At 60.8% G+C, this 19,206-nt stretch carries 20 protein-coding genes; 15 read left to right on the forward strand and 5 right to left on the reverse strand.

What is annotated here, in order from left to right; genetic code table 11:
• The first annotated feature begins 22 nt into the window (after positions 1-22).
• The 4 genes from ribH to BM254_RS15410 are packed head-to-tail and all read left to right on the forward strand — an operon-like array spanning position 23 to position 2,456.
• Positions 23-499: a 6,7-dimethyl-8-ribityllumazine synthase gene (gene ribH, locus BM254_RS15395; RefSeq protein ID WP_092005706.1), complete on the forward strand. Its 477-nt coding sequence runs from the start codon at positions 23-25 to the stop codon at positions 497-499.
• On the forward strand, positions 499-975 hold the full coding sequence (gene nusB, locus BM254_RS15400; RefSeq protein WP_092005708.1) for a transcription antitermination factor NusB: 477 nt from the start codon (positions 499-501) through the stop codon (positions 973-975). Before ribH ends, nusB begins: the two co-directional genes overlap by 1 nt.
• 3 nt (positions 976-978) lie before the next feature.
• On the forward strand, positions 979-1,932 hold the full coding sequence (gene thiL, locus BM254_RS15405) for a thiamine-phosphate kinase (RefSeq protein ID WP_092005712.1): 954 nt from the start codon (positions 979-981) through the stop codon (positions 1,930-1,932).
• Positions 1,929-2,456 carry a phosphatidylglycerophosphatase A family protein gene (locus BM254_RS15410; RefSeq protein WP_092005715.1) on the forward strand — a complete coding sequence of 176 codons (528 nt, stop codon included), beginning with the start codon at positions 1,929-1,931 and terminating at the stop codon, positions 2,454-2,456. The genes thiL and BM254_RS15410 overlap by 4 nt, the downstream gene beginning before the upstream one ends.
• Positions 2,457-2,477: 21 nt before the next feature.
• Here BM254_RS15410 and BM254_RS17910 read toward each other — a convergent pair whose 3' ends face one another.
• Positions 2,478-2,681 (reverse strand): DUF6316 family protein, encoded by a 204-nt coding sequence (locus tag BM254_RS17910; protein WP_092005718.1) that lies wholly within the window; start codon positions 2,679-2,681, stop codon positions 2,478-2,480.
• A gap of 257 nt (positions 2,682-2,938) precedes the next feature.
• On the opposite strand from BM254_RS17910, the gene BM254_RS15420 reads away from it, so the two are divergent.
• On the forward strand, positions 2,939-3,592 hold the full coding sequence (locus tag BM254_RS15420) for a DUF2057 family protein (protein WP_175497286.1): 654 nt from the start codon (positions 2,939-2,941) through the stop codon (positions 3,590-3,592).
• Between the two features lie 22 nt (positions 3,593-3,614).
• On the opposite strand, the gene BM254_RS17915 is transcribed toward BM254_RS15420, so the two are convergent.
• Positions 3,615-5,342: a wax ester/triacylglycerol synthase domain-containing protein gene (locus tag BM254_RS17915; RefSeq protein WP_245777458.1), complete on the reverse strand. Its 1,728-nt coding sequence runs from the start codon at positions 5,340-5,342 to the stop codon at positions 3,615-3,617.
• A gap of 195 nt (positions 5,343-5,537) precedes the next feature.
• Positions 5,538-6,449, reverse strand: coding sequence for a LysR substrate-binding domain-containing protein (locus tag BM254_RS15435; RefSeq protein ID WP_092005721.1), 912 nt, complete (start codon positions 6,447-6,449; stop codon positions 5,538-5,540).
• A gap of 98 nt (positions 6,450-6,547) precedes the next feature.
• Between BM254_RS15435 and BM254_RS15440 the strand changes: the two genes are divergently transcribed.
• Positions 6,548-7,537 (forward strand): glutathione S-transferase family protein, encoded by a 990-nt coding sequence (locus BM254_RS15440; protein ID WP_092005724.1) that lies wholly within the window; start codon positions 6,548-6,550, stop codon positions 7,535-7,537.
• 127 nt (positions 7,538-7,664) lie between these two features.
• On the opposite strand, the gene ispB is transcribed toward BM254_RS15440, so the two are convergent.
• Positions 7,665-8,633, reverse strand: a complete 969-nt coding sequence (ispB, locus tag BM254_RS15445) for an octaprenyl diphosphate synthase (RefSeq protein ID WP_092005727.1) — start codon at positions 8,631-8,633, stop codon at positions 7,665-7,667.
• A 340-nt stretch (positions 8,634-8,973) separates the two neighbouring features.
• Here ispB and rplU point away from each other — a divergent pair, with 340 nt between their 5' ends.
• The 4 genes from rplU to proB all read left to right on the forward strand — a co-directional run bounded on the left by rplU (position 8,974) and on the right by proB (position 12,080).
• Positions 8,974-9,285, forward strand: coding sequence for a 50S ribosomal protein L21 (gene rplU, locus BM254_RS15450; protein WP_092005730.1), 312 nt, complete (start codon positions 8,974-8,976; stop codon positions 9,283-9,285).
• A gap of 35 nt (positions 9,286-9,320) precedes the next feature.
• Positions 9,321-9,581 carry a 50S ribosomal protein L27 gene (gene rpmA / locus BM254_RS15455; protein WP_092005733.1) on the forward strand — a complete coding sequence of 87 codons (261 nt, stop codon included), beginning with the start codon at positions 9,321-9,323 and terminating at the stop codon, positions 9,579-9,581.
• 142 nt (positions 9,582-9,723) lie between these two features.
• Positions 9,724-10,920 carry an Obg family GTPase CgtA gene (gene cgtA, locus BM254_RS15460; protein ID WP_092005736.1) on the forward strand — a complete coding sequence of 399 codons (1,197 nt, stop codon included), beginning with the start codon at positions 9,724-9,726 and terminating at the stop codon, positions 10,918-10,920.
• 35 nt (positions 10,921-10,955) lie between these two features.
• Positions 10,956-12,080 (forward strand): glutamate 5-kinase, encoded by a 1,125-nt coding sequence (proB, locus tag BM254_RS15465; protein ID WP_092005739.1) that lies wholly within the window; start codon positions 10,956-10,958, stop codon positions 12,078-12,080.
• A gap of 76 nt (positions 12,081-12,156) precedes the next feature.
• Here proB and rpsT read toward each other — a convergent pair whose 3' ends face one another.
• The gene (gene rpsT / locus BM254_RS15470; protein WP_092005741.1) at positions 12,157-12,426 is read right to left on the reverse strand and encodes a 30S ribosomal protein S20; all 270 of its coding nucleotides are present in this window, start codon (positions 12,424-12,426) and stop codon (positions 12,157-12,159) included.
• A 278-nt stretch (positions 12,427-12,704) separates the two neighbouring features.
• Between rpsT and murJ the strand changes: the two genes are divergently transcribed.
• From murJ to fkpB, 5 genes are all read left to right on the forward strand, one after another.
• Complete coding sequence (gene murJ, locus BM254_RS15475; RefSeq protein ID WP_092005744.1) at positions 12,705-14,285, forward strand: murein biosynthesis integral membrane protein MurJ; 1,581 nt, start codon at positions 12,705-12,707, stop codon at positions 14,283-14,285.
• Positions 14,286-14,367: 82 nt separating this feature from the next.
• Entirely contained in the window at positions 14,368-15,339 is a 972-nt protein-coding gene (gene ribF, locus BM254_RS15480) for a bifunctional riboflavin kinase/FAD synthetase (protein WP_092005747.1), read from the forward strand.
• Positions 15,340-15,404: 65 nt separating this feature from the next.
• Positions 15,405-18,224, forward strand: coding sequence for an isoleucine--tRNA ligase (ileS, locus tag BM254_RS15485; protein ID WP_092005750.1), 2,820 nt, complete (start codon positions 15,405-15,407; stop codon positions 18,222-18,224).
• Positions 18,224-18,742 (forward strand): signal peptidase II, encoded by a 519-nt coding sequence (gene lspA, locus BM254_RS15490; protein WP_092005752.1) that lies wholly within the window; start codon positions 18,224-18,226, stop codon positions 18,740-18,742. The genes ileS and lspA overlap by 1 nt, the downstream gene beginning before the upstream one ends.
• A 9-nt stretch (positions 18,743-18,751) precedes the next feature.
• A complete protein-coding gene (fkpB, locus tag BM254_RS15495) occupies positions 18,752-19,204 on the forward strand; it encodes an FKBP-type peptidyl-prolyl cis-trans isomerase (RefSeq protein ID WP_092005755.1) in 453 nt (150 codons plus the stop codon).
• The last annotated feature ends 2 nt before the right edge of the window (positions 19,205-19,206 follow it).

The following is a 19,206-nucleotide window of genomic DNA, read 5'->3' on the forward strand; positions in this document are numbered from 1 at the left end:
ACGGCCAGTGAAGGAGCCATCGATGGCAGATATCAAAGTAATTGAAGGTGATTTTACCCAGTGCAGCGGCCGTTACGCCCTGGTGGTGGGTCGTTTTAACGGTTTCGTTGTGGAAAGCCTGGTTGAGGGTGCGATCGATACCCTGCGCCGGCACGGTATCTCCAACGACGACATCGCCATTATCCGGGTGCCAGGTGCCTATGAAATGCCGCTGGCAGTCAAGCGCGTGGCCGAGACCAGCGAGTACGACGCCATCATCGCCCTGGGCGCGGTCATCCGCGGTGGCACTCCGCACTTCGAATACGTGGCCGGTGAGGCCTCCAGTGGTCTGGGCGCGGTCAGCCTGGATACCGATGTACCGGTAACCTTTGGTGTTCTGACCGTCGATTCCATCGAGCAGGCCATCGAGCGCTCCGGCACCAAGGCCGGCAACAAGGGTGCTGAAGCGGCCATCACCGCGCTGGAAATGGTCAGCCTGTTCAAGAAGCTGGGTGAGTAATGAGCGAAACTGACGGCACCACCCCTCAGCAGCCTGCCTCCGGGCAACCCAAGGCCGGCGATCGCCGTCGAGCCCGGGTGCTGGCAATGCAGGGTCTGTATCAGCGTCACTTCAGCAAGAGTTCGATCTCCGACATCGAAGCCGAGTTCATGGTCGACAACGACATGAGCAAGGTCGACCTGCTGTATTTCCGGGACCTGCTCCGTGGCGTGCACCGTGAGCAGGGTGAGCTCGACGGTTTGCTGGAACCGTTCCTGGACCGTCCCCTGGCCGAGGTGGACCCCATTGAACTGGCCATCGTCCGTCTGGGTGCCTACGAGCTCAAGAACCGGCTGGACGTTCCCTACCGGGTCGTGATCAATGAAGGGATCGAGCTGGCCAAACGCTTCGGTGGCACCGAAGGTCACAAATTTGTTAACAGCATCCTCGACAAGCTTAGCCGCCGTCTTCGCCTGGCCGAGACGCGTCCGCGCTGAGAAATGGGTGAGTTTGACCTGATCCGTCGTTATTTCCTGCCGGTCGCTGAACAGCAGGGACATCCGGACCTGCTGCTGGCTCTGGGAGATGATTGCGCAATCCAGCGCGTTCCGGCGGATCAGGACCTAGTGTTCTCGGTGGACACCCAGGTGGAAGGCGTTCACTTCCCGCGAGACTACCAGCCCGAGTACACCGCCTGGCGGGCGCTGGCGGCGGCCGCCAGTGATCTCGCGGCCATGGGCGCGACCCCGGTCTGTTTTACCCTCGCCCTGACCCTGCCGGAGGCCAATGAAAGCTGGCTCGAAGGATTTGGCAGAGGCCTGGCGCAGGCCGCCTCCCGGTTCGGGCTGGCCCTGGCTGGTGGCGATACCACCCGCGGCCCGCTGACCATTTCCATACAGGTTCACGGAACGGTTCCGAAAGGGCAGGGGCTGATGCGCTCCGGCGCGAAGGTCAATGATCTGGTGGCGGTTTCCGGAACCCTGGGCGATGCCGGCGCCGCCCTGGACTATCTTGACGTACCGGAGCCGGATGACGACGAGCGTGCCCTGCTGGAGCGGTACCATCACCCTCTGCCCAGGTTAGAACTGGGCCTGGCCCTGCGAGGGTTCGCCTCCGCCTGCATTGATATCTCCGATGGCCTGCGTGCCGATCTTGGTCACATCCTTGAGCGCTCCGGTGTGGGCGCGACACTCAATACGTCTTTGCTGCCGTTATCCGGGCCACTGACGAGGTGTACCGGTGAGCGTGCTCCACGCCTGGCATTGTCCTCCGGCGACGATTACGAGCTGTGTGTTACTGTCAGTGAGGAACGCTGGGCCAGTCTGCCCGAGGGGATAAAGAACCAGTTGACGGTGATCGGGCGTATCGACGGTGGAGAGGGCATCCGCTTTGACGGTGGTGCGGTTGCGAATTCGGGCCCGCAGGGCTTCGATCATTTCGGGAGTAATTCATGAGTCGTGAGCAGGATCTTGGAGAACCGGAACTGACCCAGGCGCTCCTGCCGCCGGGATTCCTGAAGAATCCGGTGCACCTGCTGGCGTTCGGGTTCGGCAGCGGCGCAGCGGCCCGGGCTCCCGGAACCTGGGGCAGCCTGGCTGCCATCCCGCTGTGGTACGGGATTGCCTGGCTTCCCGGAGCGGTCTACTGGGCTGTGGTTGCGCTGGCCTTTCTCGTCGGGATCTGGCTATGCGGAAAAACGGCGGAGGACCTGAAGGTTCACGACCATGGCGGCATTGTCTGGGATGAGTTCGTCGGCATGTGGATTGCGCTGGGCCTGTTCCCGGACCAGATCTACGGCGTGCTCATGGCCTTTGCCCTGTTCCGGCTGTTCGACGTCGTCAAGCCGTGGCCCATCGGCTGGCTGGACGAACGCCTGCCAGGCGGTCTGGGCATTATGGTTGATGACGTGGTGGCCGGCTTTATGGCCCTCGGCTGCCTCTACGCCATTGACCGCTGGCTTATGCCCATCATTATCTGACAGGCAAAGGCCAGGCGCGGGTCAGTGCAGTTTCTGCTCTTCCGGAAGCATCCGGACGACGTGCAAAAACCGCTTCAGGCCAATTTCAGCCCTCTCCCGAGAACTGAAGGGGCCACTGTCAAATCCTTCCCGGGTGGTGAAGTACCACTTGCTTCCGACGCAGAAGAAGCGACTGCTGCGGAAGGGCACGGGCCCTTCTTCTCCGGACCTGCATTGAGTGTCCATTGATGTCTCCTGAGCCCGTTTCTGGTTTTATTCTTTCGGGCGCCGTATGGATTCAGCCGATGGTTTAAAATTAATCCAATCCGGACCAAATTCAACATTTTTTTACATTTTTACGGGGCCGGTCCCAAAACTGGATTTCCAGGCCCGGTTGCTCACCTTGAGACTGTCTTGCGCTTGCAATGGCTGAGGGGCAGAATGCAGGGCGTCGAGTGCGGACCTCAGCGCCCTTCCTTTGCCTGTGATATCAAGGAGATTTCATGAGAATCAGTCGTGTAACTGCCGTGTGCAAGTCTTTGTTGGCTGGCATGCTTGTGCTTGCCCTGGCCGGATGTGCCTCCAGCATCAGTCGGGTGGAAACCTGGGACGGGGAGCCTGCGAACGCCGCTGAGGCCGCCACCCTCAAGGCGCCGGGGGAAATCCAGGTCAGCAGGGTGAACGGCAAGTCAGTCACCAATTTCATGATGGACGATCTGGCCCTCGATTTTGCCCTGCTGCCGGGCCAGAACGAGGTTGTGTTTACCTACAAGACCATCTGGGCGCGGTCCGATGTGGTCGAGAATGGTGAATCCAAGGTTCACGTCGTCGAGAGCGAACCTCAGGTTGTCCGTTTTGATGCCAATCCCGGGGCGGTCTATCGTTTTGATTTTGAAAAGCCCGCCACCCGTGCGGAGGCCGAGCAGATGATCGAGACCTTCTCGGCGGTGATTGTCAGTGATAGCGGCCAGGAAGTGGCAAGCTCCAGTGACTGGGATCCCCGGCAGAGTGTGGCAGCCCGCACTCCGGTCACGGGCGCGAGCGCCGAAGGTTCCGGCGCTGCCGCCACCGGCACGGCGCTGGAGCAGCTCAAGTCGGTCTGGGCCACGGCCAGTGAGGAAGAGAAGCGCGCTTTCCTGCGCTGGGCGTTCGAATAAACTGCCCTCCGCGCAAGACCGGTCAGGCCCGGAATCGCTTGAGGGTCTTGCGCAAGACACCTTCCAGAAGGGTCAGGGCCTCATCTGTCAGGCTCTGACCCGCCACCTCCCGGGGTGCATCCCCGCTTTCTGCCGGCTCCACATTCGGGGCATTTGACTCGATACTCGCCAGACTCTCCTCGACCAGATCCGGGAATGACATGCCGTCCGCCACCACGTCCGGGCACAGGGTGAAATTCAGGGTCAGTTTGCCCTGGTAACTCACGGCCACGATGACCAGTCCCATGCTGTCGAACAGTGGCGCCGTGTTGTACTGGCGCACCAGCCGCGCCCCCTGCAGATAAAGCGGGACCTGGGGGCCGGGGACATTGGTGATCGGCAGGTTGAACACCGGTTGATAGCGCTGGGCGATCTGCAGTTCCGAGTACAGTCGGGCGGACAGGGCTAGCATCGTTGAGGGGAGGAGTTCGGTGAGCCGGTCGGCGGCAATGGCCTCACGGTAAGGTTCGGACGCGACCGCGTTCCAGTGGATCTGGCGGATGCGTTTGGCCGGATCCGGCTCGTTGGTGGCCAGATCCAGCAACATGGCAGACATCTGGTTGCCGGTGGCCCGGCGCAGACTGCTGGAGCGGACCGAGATCGGCGTCATGGCTACCAGGGAGCGGTCAGTATCCGCCTGCTGGGTGACCAGGTACCGGCGCAGAGTCTCCGCGCACAGCCCCAGCACCACGTCGTTCAGGGTGACGTCTCCCAGGGTGGCCTTGATGGCCTTCAGCCTGGAGAGATCAACCGTGGTGGCCACAATCTGCCGGTTGGCGGTGATCTGGCGATTGAACGGGCTGTGGGGTGCGGAAAACAGGGGCAAGGGTAAAGGCAGTTTGCGTAATTGCTTCTGGATCACGCCCCGCGCGGTCGCTTCGGCGGCCGTCATCGCCAGGGAGGTTACCTGCAGCGGGGTGCGCAGCAGATTAGCCCCCGCCTGCAGCATGACCCGCTCCTCCGACGGCTCCGGGCACGGCTGCCAGGGCCGCGGCGGCGTTATGGGCCGGGGTTCCGGCGTATATTCCAGCAGCTTGCCGATGATCTCCTCGCCGCTGAACGCGTCAATGGCGGCGTGGTGGAGCTTGACGATCAGGGCAAAGCCCCTGTTTCCGCCCGAGCCCTGGTGCCCGCCCTCCAAGCCGGGGTCAGAAGAAAGCTTTCTTCTGACCCCATGTTCACCCTCGCCCTCGCGGTCATCTCCCACGGGATCTGAAGAACTCGTTCTTCTGACCCCTAGTCCACTCTCGCCCTCGCGGTCGCCCCCGGGGTCTGAAGAACTTGTTCTTCTGACCCCATTTTCATCCCTGCCCCCTCGTTCTTCTCCAAGGGTAAACCCATCCACAAAAGTAATATGCCAAAGCGGCCGATCCCGCTTCAGCGGCTCCTCCAGAATCTTCGAAGCCAGCGCCATCAAATCCGACTGATGACTATGCTCCGCCAGGTTCACATAGGCCAGGTGACGCTCGATGCTGAAATCCGGATCATCGATCCAGTAGGGCCGACCGAGCCGCAGCGGAATCTCCTTCAGACGTTGGCGGAAGACAGGAACCACATGCAGGCGGCTGCGCAGATAGGCGACAAAGGTGCTGAACGGCAGCGGCTCGTTCCGGTTGCTGGCATCGAACAGGTAGACCCCGCCAATGTGCATGGGTGCAGTTTCCGATTCCAGGTACAGGAACGAGGCATCAAGTTCCGACAGCTGCCGCATCATGGGACTCCCTTCAGCGTGTTTTCCCGCAGTATAAACGAATGGGCGATCAATCCGGTTGACTGGGGAGTCTGTCGCTCGCCCGTCTCGGGGCCACCCCTCGGGGTCTGAAGAAAACCTTCTTCTGACCCCTTCTTAATTCCCATCCCCGCGGCCACCCCGGGGCCTGAAGAAAGCCTTCTTCTGACCCCTCATTCACTCCCTGAGCCAGGACTGAATGTCCGCGTCGTCCTGCAATCGGTCCCAGAACCACATCAGCGCCTTGCCCTGGTCCTCGGCATGGCGGGCCAGGTGCAGCACGATCGGCTGGCGAGGTTCGTGAACAACCTTCTCGACCAGGGTGCCGGCCTCAAGCTGGCTATGGATACGGGCCTTGGGTAACCAGCCCACTCCGAGCCCGGACTCCTGGATGGCAATCTTCTGGTCGATATTGGCCACTGTCAGCGTGCGCTGGCGGTGGAATATACCGGCGTGGCCGGGAGGCAAGGACCGGGATGTGTCGGCGGCCACAGCGGCCGGGTAATCGGAAATGTCCTCTTCCGACAGTGGTTCTGTGGCGCCTGCTAGCGGGTGGCTGGCGGCCACGGCGAACACGAACTCCATCTCGCCCAGAATCATGGTGGTAAAGTTGCCTGCCGGTTTGCTGAAATGATCGGCCCCCACCACCAGATCCACCCGACGACTCTGTAGCGCATCCCAGGCACCGGCAAAGACTTCCTCGACAACCTGGACGTCCACAGGAACGTCCAGCGCATGGAAGTCCCGGATAGCCGAAAACAGGCACTGTGCCGGCAGCAACGAATTGAAGCCGATCTTAAGCCGGGTTTCCCAGCCCTGGGCCACCTGCTTGGTGGTGTGGGCGAGGTTCTCGGCGGCTTCCAGCAGGGCGCGGCCTTCCTCGAGCAGGTAGCGGCCGGCCGGGGTCAGAATGGCCCGATGACCGCTGCGGTCGTAGATATCAACGTCCAGGTCCTCTTCCAGTTTCTGGACCGTGTAGCTGATCGCCGACGGTACCCGGAACAGTTCCGCTGCGGCACCGGCAAAACTGCCCTTGCGGTCAATGGCATCAAGAACTTTCAGGGCGTCTATGGTGATGGCTGTATGCATGTTCGAAATATCTGAGGTTGTTGGCCAGAAATGCTTGTTTGAGAGGGTAGCAGGCGGGGCTTTATTCTTCCTTACAAATTATTGTGAAGGAGTTGACGATGGGTCTTCTGGTTGACGGCAAATGGCAGGACAAGTGGTACGACACCGCCAAGACCGGCGGAAAATTCGAGCGTGAAGCGGCCCGGTTCCGGAACTGGGTGACGGCAGACGGATCACCCGGTCCCAGTGGTGATGGTGGTTTCAAGGCAGAGAGCGGCCGGTATCACCTCTATGTCTCGATGGCTTGCCCCTGGGCGCACCGGACCCTGATCTTCCGCAAGCTCAAGGGGCTGGAGAAGCACATCTCCGTGTCCGTGGTTCACCCGGATATGGTGGAGAACGGCTGGGAGTTCCGGCCCGATGATGATCAGCACAAGGATCACCTGTATAACTTCCGGTTCATGCACGAGGTCTACACCAAGGCAGCCCCGGATTACACCGGTCGGGTGACCGTGCCCACCTTGTGGGACAAGGAGCGGGAAACCATCGCCAGCAACGAATCCGCCGAGATCATCCGGATGTTCAATTCCGCCTTCAACGGTCTTGAGGGAGTGGATGCGGAGCTGGATTTCTACCCCGAATCACTGCGGCCGGAAATTGATGAAGTGAACGAGAGGGTTTATCACACCGTCAACAACGGCGTGTACAAGGCTGGTTTTGCGACTGCCCAGGACAAGTACGAAGAGGCCTACCGGGCCTTGTTCGAATCCCTTGATTGGCTGGAGGAGCGACTGTCACGGCAGCGTTACCTGGTCGGGGAGCAGTTGACCGAAGCCGATTGGCGACTGTTCACCACCCTGATCCGGTTTGATGCGGTGTATTACAGCCACTTCAAGTGTAATCGTCAGCCGATCCGGGAATTCCCGAACCTCTCCGGTTACCTGAGGGACCTGTACCAGGTTCCGGGTGTGGCGGAGACGGTAGATATCGGGCAGATCAAGCAGCACTACTACGTGAGCCAGCGCACCATCAATCCGACGCAGATTGTGCCGGTAGGGCCGGCGCTGGACTTTGATGCGCCTCACGGGCGGGATAAGTTCGGAGAGTGAGGCCTAAGACGGGGTCAGATGAAGGCTTTCATCTGACCCCAATTTCATGCCGATCCCCAGGGGTCTAACCTCCGGGGTCTGATGAAAGCCTTCATCTGACCCCATGTTCACTGACCCCTTCTTCAGATCAATTCACCCGAGCAACAGCAACCTCGGTCAACAGTTCCAGCGCCTCCCGGTGCCCGGACTCCTCCAGACCATCCAGGCAAGCCCTCGCCAACTCCGCCTGCTCCCGCGCCTTCGCCATGGTGTACTCAATCGCACCGGACTCCCGCACGATCTTGAGAATCGCCGGCAGATCATCCAGCCCGCCCTTACGGATTGCCTGACGAATCAGCTGCCGATCTTCATCACTGCCATCGGCCATCGCATAAATCAGAGGCAGGGTAGTCTTGCCCTCGGCCAGGTCGTCGCCGACATTCTTTCCCATGGCCTCGGCATCGCCCTGGTAATCGAGCACATCGTCCACCAGCTGGAAGGCCAGGCCCAGGTGCTTGCCATAATCCCGGAGCGCCTTCTCACGGTGTTCGTCCGCGCCGGCCAGCAATGCGCCGGTGTGGGAGGCGGCCTCGAACAGCATGGCGGTCTTGTTGTGGATGACCTTCATGTACTGCTCTTCGGTCAGGTCCGGGTTTTTCACGTTCATCAGCTGCATCACCTCGCCCTCGGCAATCACCGCCGTGGCGTGGGACAGCACATCCATAATGGCGAGGCTTTTGAGCTCCACCATCATCTCGAACGCGCGGGCATAGAGGAAATCACCGACCAGAACGCTCGGCGCATTGCCCCATTTGGCGTTGGCGGTGCTGCGGCCCCGGCGCAGGTCAGAGGTATCCACCACGTCATCGTGGAGCAGGGTGGCGGTATGCAGGAACTCGATCACGGCGGCGAGCTTGAGGTGATCGTCCGCGCCATAGCCCAGCGCGCGGCTGGAGAGCAGGACCAGTAGGGGCCTGAGCCGTTTGCCGCCGCTTTCAATGATGTATTGGGCGATTTTCTCCACCAGGGGGACGTCCGAGGCAAGCCGCTGGATGATCAGGTCATTGACGCGGCTGAAGTCATCCGCCACGGTGTCGTAGATACGCTGGGCTGTCATGGGGCTTGAGGGTCCCTTGCTGGTGTTTCTGTTGATATTTCGGGCAGGTCGCCGCAATGCTAGGTATTGCCGCGTATGGTGTCAACGTTAACGCGGTGAAGACGGGGTCAGAAGAAAGCTTTCTTCTGACCCCACTTTCAATCCGATCCCGCGCCAGACTCAGGGGTCTGATGAAAGCCTTCATCTGACCCCATGTTCAACTTGCCTCTATCCCCATCTTCCCGTACAATCACGCGCCCAACTCATCCCAACCTGCGCTCCCTGCTATAGGGTTGCCAGAGCGCTTCCCTTAGAACCAGGTGGATAAGAGCAGGGATGGGTCAATCGCGGAGACTAGTGAATGTACGCAGTTATTGTTAGCGGTGGTAAGCAGCACCGTGTAAAGGAAGGCGAAACTCTGAAGCTGGAAAAGCTGGAAGTTGAAACCGGCGGCACAGTCGATTTCGATCGTGTTCTGCTGGTAGCCGACGGCGACAACGTTAAAGTTGGCGCTCCGGTAGTAGACGGCGCCAAGGTTACCGCTGAAGTGGTCAGCCACGGCCGTCACGACAAGGTTCAGATCATCAAGTTCCGTCGTCGTAAGCATCACATGAAGCGTCAGGGCCACCGTCAGTGGTTTACTGAAGTAAAGATCACGGGTATCCAGGGCTAAGCCCTCGAATTACCCCCTAGAGAAGGAGGCTGGTAATGGCTCATAAAAAGGCAGCAGGTAGTACCCGTAACGGTCGCGATTCCGAGTCGAAACGACTTGGTGTGAAGCGCTTCGGCGGTGAGACCGTATCTGCAGGCAGCATCATCGTTCGTCAGCGTGGCACCCGTTTCCACGCTGGTTCCAACGTAGGCATTGGCAAGGACCACACCCTGTTTGCGAAAGCAGAAGGTCAGGTGAAGTTCGAAACCAAAGGCCCGCAGAGCCGCAAGTTCGTGAGCATCGTTCCGGCTGCGTAAGCAGCGGCGATCCGGTTCTGCAGAACCTTGGGTGGTTCTGATTTCCTGATATAGTCAGAAGTCAGAGCCATCCGGAGCCCCGCAAAGCTTCCTTGAGGCTGCGGGGCTTTTTAGTTTATGCGCAACGCGCAAAGGGTTGATCATGAAATTTGTAGATGAAGCCACCATCATTGTGGAGGCCGGCAAGGGCGGGCATGGTTGCCTGAGCTTCCGGCGCGAGAAATACGTTCCCAAGGGTGGCCCCGACGGCGGTGACGGCGGGGACGGTGGCTCCGTCTATCTGGAGGCGGACGGATCACTGAACACTCTGATCGATTACCGTTTCCAGCGTAAATACAAGGCCCAGAACGGCGAGCCCGGATCCGGTCGCAACTGTACCGGCACCAAGGGTGAAGACCTGGTGCTGCCGGTGCCGGTAGGTACCACCGTTGTGGACATGGATACCCATGAGGTCCTGGGTGATCTGACCCATGAAGGTCAGCGCCTGAAAGTGGCTCAGGCTGGCTTCCACGGCCTGGGTAACACCCGGTTCAAATCCTCGGTCAACCGCGCTCCGCGCCAGACCACCAAGGGTTCCGAGGGCGAGGCTCGTAATCTGCGCCTGGAGCTCAAGGTGCTGGCGGATGTCGGGCTGCTGGGGATGCCCAATGCCGGCAAGTCCACGTTCATCCGTTCGGTTTCGGCTGCCCGGCCCAAAGTGGCGGATTATCCGTTTACCACGCTGGTGCCGAATCTGGGGGTGGTCAGTGTTCAGGCCCATCAAAGCTTCGTTATCGCGGATATTCCGGGGCTGATCGAAGGTGCCGCAGAAGGGGCAGGCTTAGGTATCCGCTTCCTGAAACACCTGGTGCGCACCCGTCTGTTACTGCACCTGGTGGATGTGGCCCCCTATGACGGGTCGTCGCCGGCGGATGCAGTCCGGGCCATCGCCCACGAACTGGAGAAGTTCAGTGAAACCCTGGCCAATCGCCCGCGCTGGCTGGTGTTGAACAAGGTGGACATGGTCGCGGAAGAGGATCGTGATGCCCATTGCCAGGCCATTATCGACGAACTTGGCTGGGACGGTCCTGTGTTCCGGATCTCGGCGATCACCGGAGAGGGCACCAAGCCCCTGGTTCAGGCAGTGATGCGCTGGATTGAGGATCAGGCCCAGGAAGAGGCAGAGAATCCGGAGTTTGCCGAAGAAGAGGCTGCTCGCCGTCAGCGGATGGATGAGGAGGCCCGGGCCAAGATTGAGGCGGACCGCAAGGCTCGCCGTGCCGCCAGGCAGGACGAAGACGATGACGACGATTTTGACGACGATGATTACGACGTTGAAATCGTGTACGCACCGGAATAAACCGATAACACCATCAAGAGACTGACTCACGCATCATGAGTGAACGTGCCCAGTTGCGCCAGGCCCGCCGCCTGGTCATCAAGATCGGAAGTGCCCTGCTGACCAATGACGGCAAGGGGCTTGATGAGGTGGCCCTGGAGCTCTGGGTGGATCAGATCGCTGGTCTGATTGCCGATGGTGTCGAGGTGGTTATTGTTTCGTCCGGCGCGGTGGCGGTGGGTATGAGCCGGCTGGGCTGGGTAAAACGCCCGGATCAGCTGCACGAGCTGCAAGCCGCTGCCGCGGTCGGGCAAATGGGGCTGGTGCAGTCCTGGGAAGCACAGTTCAAGCGGCACGATATCCACACTGCCCAGATCCTTCTTACCCACGACGATCTCTCCGATCGCAAACGGTACCTGAACGGCCGCAGCACACTCCGGGCTTTACTGGATGTCGGCGTTATTCCGGTCGTCAACGAGAACGACACCGTGGTCACTGATGAAATCCGTTTCGGTGACAACGACAACCTCGGCGCCCTGGTGGCAAACCTGATCGAGGCGGACGGCCTGATCATCCTCACTGACCAATTGGGCCTTTTCGACAAGGATCCCCGCAAACATGCGGACGCCAGCCTGGTCACCGAGCGCAAAGCCAGTGACCATGAGCTGGATGCCATGGCCGGTGGTGGCGCCGGCGCTCTGGGCCGGGGCGGTATGCAGACCAAGCTGCGGGCCGCGCGGCTGGCAGCCCGTTCCGGTGCCTTCACGGTGATAGTCGGCGGCCGTATCGAGGGGGTGATGACCCGTCTGCGCCAGGGCGATGTGATTGGCACTTTGCTGTTACCTGAGCAGGGCAGGGTGGCCGCGCGCAAGCAGTGGATTGCCGGGCACCTGCAGACCCGGGGCAAACTGACCCTTGACGAGGGCGCGGTCCGGGTGTTGTGTTTGGGCGGTCGCAGCCTTCTGCCAGTGGGTGTGAAGAGTGTCAGTGGTCAGTTTCGGCGGGGTGAGATGGTGTCCTGTGTCGATGAGAGCGGCCGGGAGGTTGCTCGGGGTCTGGTGAATTACGACGCCGACGAGGCGCGCGCTATTGCCGGCCGTCCCAGTCAGCGGATCACCGAAGTGCTTGGCTACATCTCCGATGAGGAGATGATCCACCGGGACAATCTGGTCATTATCTGATTTTTATAGTCGTTGGCTTTCATTCAGACACAAAAAAACCGGCTCGAAAGCCGGTTTTTTTAACTCTGGAAAACGCTTACGCGCTCTTCAGGGCCTTGATCTTGGCATTCAGGCGGGCCTTGTGACGGGCTACCTTGCTCTTGGCGAAGATGCCTTTGTTGACCATGCTGTCCATAACAGGCTGTGCCTGCTGGAAAGCGGCCTGGGCTTCTTCGTAGTTGCCAGCTTCAATCTTGGCCTGGACCTTTTTCATGTAGGTACGCGCCATGGAACGCAGGCTGGCGTTGTGCTTGCGGTTCTTCTCGTTCTGACGAGCGCGCTTTTTGGCTTGCGGGGAATTTGCCACCGTAAAACTCCTGAAAATCTGAAATTCGTTACTGAATGAACTCGAGTGAATTCATGATGAATTCGTACATCGCAGGCGCGCCAACAACCAGCGCGTCGAAATAAATGACGCGGAACTATGCCGCTGAACTCCCGAAATGTCAAGACTAAAACCCATTTCATGCGCTGTTGTCGCGGCCCTGTGCTAAACTCGCCGCTCGCTGACCGGAGCTGTACAGGCGTTACGCCCGTGTGCGTAATTTCCGGTATAAACGGACCCTTTAGCTGAACAGAGCCAGAATGTCGTCGGAACCGGATTCCTCTGCCCCGAAAACCCCTGAATCCACCGCCCCCGGATTGCTCCGTTCCTCCGGTGTGGTCGGGGTAATGACCATGCTGTCCCGGGTGCTGGGGCTGGTCCGGGATATGGTGATTGCCCGTTACTTTGGGGCGGGCGCCGGCGCAGATGCCTTCTTCGTCGCGTTCAAGATTCCCAATTTCCTGCGGCGTCTGTTTGCCGAGGGAGCCTTCTCCCAGGCCTTTGTGCCGGTGCTGTCGTCGTACCGGGAGACTCAGGACATTTCCGAGGTGAAGTGGCTGGTCAATGCCGTCTCCGGTTCCCTTGGGCTGGTTTTGCTGGGGGTCACCCTGGTGGCCATGCTCGGTTCGCCGGTACTGACGGCGGTGTTTGCTCCGGGCTTCTATGACGATGATGTGAAGTTCGCGCTGACCAGCGACATGCTCCGCATCACCTTTCCTTATCTGCTGCTTATTTCGTTAACGGCCTTTGCAGGCGGCATCCTCAACAGCTACGACCGCTTCGCGGTGCCGGCCTTCACGCCAGTGCTCCTGAACCTGGCGATGATCGGCGCGGCAATCTGGCTATCCCCGGTAATGTCCGAGCCGGTCATGGCGCTGGCCTGGGGCGTGTTCATCGCCGGTGCCCTGCAGCTGTTCTTCCAGTTGCCCTTCCTGATGCAGCTTGGGCTGATGCCCCGCCCGAAGGTGGATTACCGGCACGAGGGGGTGCGGCGGATTCTCAAGCTGATGGCGCCGGCTCTGTTTGGGGTTTCGGTCAGCCAGATCAACCTGCTGCTCGATACCGTACTGGCGTCGTTCCTGCAGACCGGCAGCGTGTCCTGGCTTTATTACTCGGACCGGCTGTCCGAGTTGCCCCTGGGCGTTTTCGGGATCGCCATTGCCACCGTCATCCTGCCGAGTCTTTCTCGCAAGCACGCCGCCGCCTCCGCGGACCAGTTTGCGGCGACCCTGGATTGGGCGGTGCGGGCGGTCCTGCTGATCGGCCTGCCGGCGGCCCTGGCCCTGGCGCTTCTGGCCGAACCCCTGATTGCCACCCTGTTCCATTACGGCGAGGTGACCGATCGGGATGTCGCCATGTCCGCCCAGAGCCTGCGGGCCTATTCAGCGGGCCTGCTGGCGTTCATGCTGATCAAGGTGCTGGCGCCGGGGTTCTTCGCCCGGGAAGACACCGCCACACCGGTGAAAATCGGGGTCATCGCCATGGTGGCCAACATGGCCTTCAACCTGGCGTTGATCGTGCCCCTGGCCCACGCCGGGCTGGCGCTGGCGACCTCGCTGTCTGCCTGGCTCAATGGCTATCTGCTCTGGCGTGGCCTGCGCAAGGAAGGCGCCTGGCAGAGCCAGCCGGGGTGGCCGGTGTTCCTGGCCCGGCTGCTGTTCGCCAACGTCGCGTTGGCGGCCGTGATCCTCTGGCTCAAGGCGCCGGTGGCAGACTGGCTCGCCGCCGGAGGCCTCGTGCGTGCGCGGGACATGGCCATTCTCGTAGGTTCCGGTGTTGGGGTGTATTTCGTCGCGCTGGCGGTGGCGGGTGTCCGGGTAAGACATTTCCGCCAGAGGTAAGGTATAATCGCGCGTTTTCTCACCAGTGCTCCTGTCGCGCAGGAGTGTTGAAAGCCAGCTGGCAACTGAAGGTTCGCATTGCATGCGTCTGATTCGAGGCCTGACCAACCTGAAGCTGCTCTCGCGCCGGGCGGATTCGCCGTTGGCGCAGGGGTGCGTGGCAACCATTGGTAACTTCGATGGTGTCCACCTCGGCCACAAGACCATTATCGATCAGGTCCGGAGCAAGGCCCGGGAGCTGGGTGTGCCTTCATTGGTGATGGTGTTCGAACCGCAGCCCCGCGAGTTTTTCCAGGGCGACGAGGCGCCCCCGCGTTTGATGGGGTTTCGCCAGAAGTTCGAGGCCCTGTTGGCCGAAGGTATCGATATCGTCCTGTGCCTTCGGTTCAATCAGGCCTTTCGCAGTTATTCCGCCATGGGCTTTATCGAGGACGTCCTGATCGAAGGCCTCGGGGTTCGCCACCTGGTGGTTGGAGACGACTTCCGTTTTGGTTGCGATCGCGCCGGCGACTTTGAATTGTTGGAAAAGGTCGGGAAGGACGAAAGCTTCACCGTCGAGAACACCCGGACCGTGACCCTGGATGGCAAACGGGTGAGCAGTACCCGGGTGCGGGACCAGCTCACCGTCAATGGCCTGGAAAAAGCGGAAGTGCTGCTCGGTCATCCCTACCGTATCCGGGGTCGGGTGGTTTACGGGCGCCAACTGGGCCGACAGATAGGCGCGCCCACCGCCAACATCCTGTTGCACCGCATGCCCGCCTTGCGCGGCGTTTACGTGGTGAGCGGCAGGCTAGACGATGGCAGCGTTTACGATGGCGTGGCTAATATCGGCGTCCGGCCAACGGTGGACGGCAAACGGCCATCACTGGAAGTGCACCTGTTTGACTTTGCTGGCACACTTTATGGCCAGCATCTGGAAGTCGTCTTCCGCCACGGTCTGCGGGACGAAGAGAAATTTGATTCCGTCGAGGCCCTGAAAGACCAGATCGCGCGGGACATGGACAACGCCCGGGCCTGGATCCGGGCCCACGGTTCGGCTCGCAGCACGCATTGAAAGCGCGGGCGCGAACCCCAAAAGTTTACTGACCAACACTGACCAGAAGAGTACGCACAGAAACCATGAGCGACTACAAGCATACCCTGAATCTGCCGGAAACCGCCTTCCCCATGCGCGGTAACCTGGCCAAGCGCGAGCCGGACATGCTCAAGCGCTGGCAGGACCTCGATGTCTACGGCACCCTGCGCAAGCAGCGTGAAGGCCGGGACAAGTTCATCCTGCACGACGGCCCTCCCTACGCCAACGGCAGCATTCACATCGGTCATGCGGTCAACAAGATTCTCAAGGACATGATCGTCAAGTCCCACAGCTTCAAGGGCTATGACGCGCCTTACGTGCCGGGCTGGGATTGCCACGGCCTGCCTATCGAACACAAGGTGGAGCAGGAGATCGGCAAGGCCGGCGTCAAGGTGGACTACAAGACTTTCCGCCAGGCCTGCCGGGATTACGCCACCAAGCAGATCGAGGGCCAGAAGGCCGACTTCATCCGCCTGGGCGTGATGGGTGAGTGGGACAAGCCCTACCTCACCATGGATCCCAAGGTGGAAGCCGGCATCGTCCGTGCCCTGGGCAAGATCGTGGCCAAGGGCCACCTGGTGCGTGGTTACAAGCCCGTTTACTGGAGTGTGGTAGGTCAGTCCGCACTGGCAGAGGCGGAGGTCGAGTACCAGGACAAGACTTCAACCCAGATTGATGTGCGTTTCACTGCGGTTGATCCGGCCCGCGCGCTGGAGCTGTTCGGCACGGACAAAGGCGAGGGCGATGTTTCCGTGGTGATCTGGACCACCACTCCCTGGACCATTCCCGCCAACCAGGCGGTATCCCTGGGTGCGGACCTGGAGTATGCCCTGGTGCAGGTGGATGTTGGTCAGGGACCGGAGCGCCTGATTCTGGCCAATGAAATGGTCGAGGGCATCATGGCTCGCTGGGGTGTGGAAGATTACCAGGTGCTGGCGACCGTTGCCGGTTCGGCACTGGAAAAGCTGGAACTGCACCACCCGATCTACGACAAGCAGGTACCGGTGATCCTGGGTGATCACGTCTCCACCGATGCCGGTACCGGTGCGGTTCACACCGCCCCGGATCACGGTATGGAAGACTTCGAGGTGGGTAAGGAATACGGCATCGGCACCCTGAACCTGGTGAAAGCCGATGGCACCTACACCGAAGCCGCCGGCGAGTTTGCCGGTGTGCACGTTTACAAAGCCGATGAACCGGTGTGTTCCGCTCTGGAGCGCGAAGGCAAACTGGTACGCTCAGAGAAGTTCCAGCACAGCTACCCGCACTGCTGGCGGACCAAGACCCCGCTGATCTACCGGGCCACGCCCCAGTGGTTCATCAGCATGGACAAGCACAACCTGCGCGCCGACGCTCTGGAAGCCATCAAGGGTGTGCGCTGGGTGCCGGGCTGGGGCCAGAACCGCATCGAAGCGATGTTCGAGCAGAGCCCGGACTGGTGTATCTCCCGTCAGCGCACTTGGGGTGTGCCGATTACCCTGTTCATCCACAAGGAAACCCAGGAGCTACACCCGGACACCCAGGGCCTGATCGAGAAGGTCGCCCAGGCTGTCGAGACCGGCGGCATCGATGCCTGGTACGAGCTGGACCAGAACGAACTGCTGGGCAGCGATGCTGATCAGTACGAAAAGGTGCTCGATACCCTGGATGTCTGGTTCGATTCCGGCGTGACCCACGACTCGGTCCTCCGTGTACGCGAGGAGCTGGGCCAGTTCCCGGCGGACATGTATCTGGAAGGCTCCGATCAGCACCGTGGCTGGTTCCAGTCGTCCCTGAAGACCTCCATCGCCATGAATGGTGTAGCACCTTACAAGCAGGTGCTGACCCACGGCTTCACCGTCGATGGCAAGGGTCGCAAGATGTCCAAGTCCCTGGGCAACGTGATTGCGCCCCAGGAGGTCATGAACGAGCTGGGTGCGGATATCTTGCGCCTTTGGGTGGCTGCCACCGATTACAGTGGCGAGATGACCGTTTCCAAGGACATCCTGCGCCAGACCGCCGATGGCTACCGCCGCATCCGGAACACCGCGCGCTTCCTGCTCAGCAACCTGAACGGCTTTGATCCGGCCCAGCACATGGTGGCGCCGGAGGACATGATCGCCCTGGACCGCTGGATGGTGGACAAGGCCCTGCAGCTGCAGAAGGAGCTGGATGAGGACTACGGCAACTACGCCTTCCTGCGCATTTACCAGAAGGTTTACAACTTCTGTGAGGCGACGCTGGGCGGCTTCTACCTGGACATCATCAAGGACCGCCAGTACACCACCCAGGCCGACAGCCTGGCGCGGCGCTCCTGCCAGACCGCGCTCTACCACGTGGCCGAGGCCCTGGTGCGCTGGATCGCCCCGATCCTGAGCTTCACCGCCGACGAGATCTGGCAGCATCTGCCGGGCGAGCGCGGTGAGACCGTGTTCTACGAAACCTGGTACGAAGGCCTGACCGAGTTGCCGGACGACTTCGAGCTGGGCCGTGACTACTGGCGCGAGATCTACAGCGTGAAGGAAGCGGTCAACAAGTGCCTGGAAGAGGCCCGTGGCCGTGGCGAGATCAAGGGCTCCCTGAGTGCCGAAGTGACCCTGTACTGTGAAGGTGAGCTGGCCGAGCGCCTGAAGCACCTGGGCGAGGAGCTGCGTTTCGTGCTGATCACCTCGGAGGCGACCGTCAAGCCGGTGGCCGAGGCCGAAGGTGCCGAGCAGACCGGCCATGAGGGCCTGCTGGTGAAAGTCACGCCGGCAACCCACGCCAAGTGCGAGCGCTGCTGGCACCATCGCGAAGACGTAGGTCGCAACGCCAAGTACGACGACCTGTGCGGCCGCTGCGTCAGTAACGTGGAAGGCCCCGGCGAAAGCCGATCCTTTGCCTGATGGAAGCTGCCATGACGGATAAGGCCATGGGCTCGAAACTGAAATGGCTGTGGCTGGCGGCGCTGGTCATTGTCATTGACCTGGGCACCAAGGCCATGGCCAGCGCCATGCTCACCTACGGTGACCCGGTGCCGGTGATGCCCATGTTCAACCTGACGCTGCTGCACAACACCGGCGCGGCGTTCAGCTTCCTGGCCCAGGCCGATGGCTGGCAGCGCTGGTTTTTCGTGACCCTGGCGCTGGTGGTCAGTGTGGTGCTGGTGAGTTGGCTGCGTAAATTGCAGTCCCATGAAACCTGGACCGCCGTCGCCATCGTACTCATTCTCGGCGGCGCCCTCGGTAACGTCTATGACCGGGTGGTGCACGGCTATGTGGTGGATTTCCTGCACTTCTACTGGCAGGACTGGCACTTCCCCGCATTCAACCTGGCCGACACCGCCATCACCATCGGCGCCGGCATGATGATCCTGGACATATTCCGCAAACCCGCCGACGGCGGGGATGCCGAAAAGGAGTGAACCACACTCATGAAAGATTTGCCCGTAGACAAGGGAACCCGTGTAAAACTCCACTTCGCCCTCAAGATCAAGGGCGGCGATGTGGTGGATTCCACCTTCGAGAAAGAGCCTGCCACCCTCGAGATCGGTGACGAAAACCTGCCGGAAAACTTCGAGGCGCTGATGATGGGCATGAAAGCCGGTGACCGCCAGACCTTCGAAGTCTCCCCGGAGAAAGGCTTCGGCCAACACAACCCCAACAACCTCCAGACCTTCAAGCGCCACGAGTTCAGTGCCGACATGGTGCTGGAGCCGGGCGTGGTGGTGTCCTTCGCCGATGCGCGTCAGCAGGAGCTACCGGGGGTTATCAGCCGGGTGGAAGGGGATGAAGTGGAAGTGGACTTCAACCATCCGCTGGCAGGGCGTACACTGGAATTCGAAGTTGAAATTCTCGATGTGGAACCGGCTGGACAGACGCACTGATT

Source organism: Marinobacter pelagius (assembly GCF_900114925.1).
GTDB lineage: Bacteria > Pseudomonadota > Gammaproteobacteria > Pseudomonadales > Oleiphilaceae > Marinobacter > Marinobacter pelagius.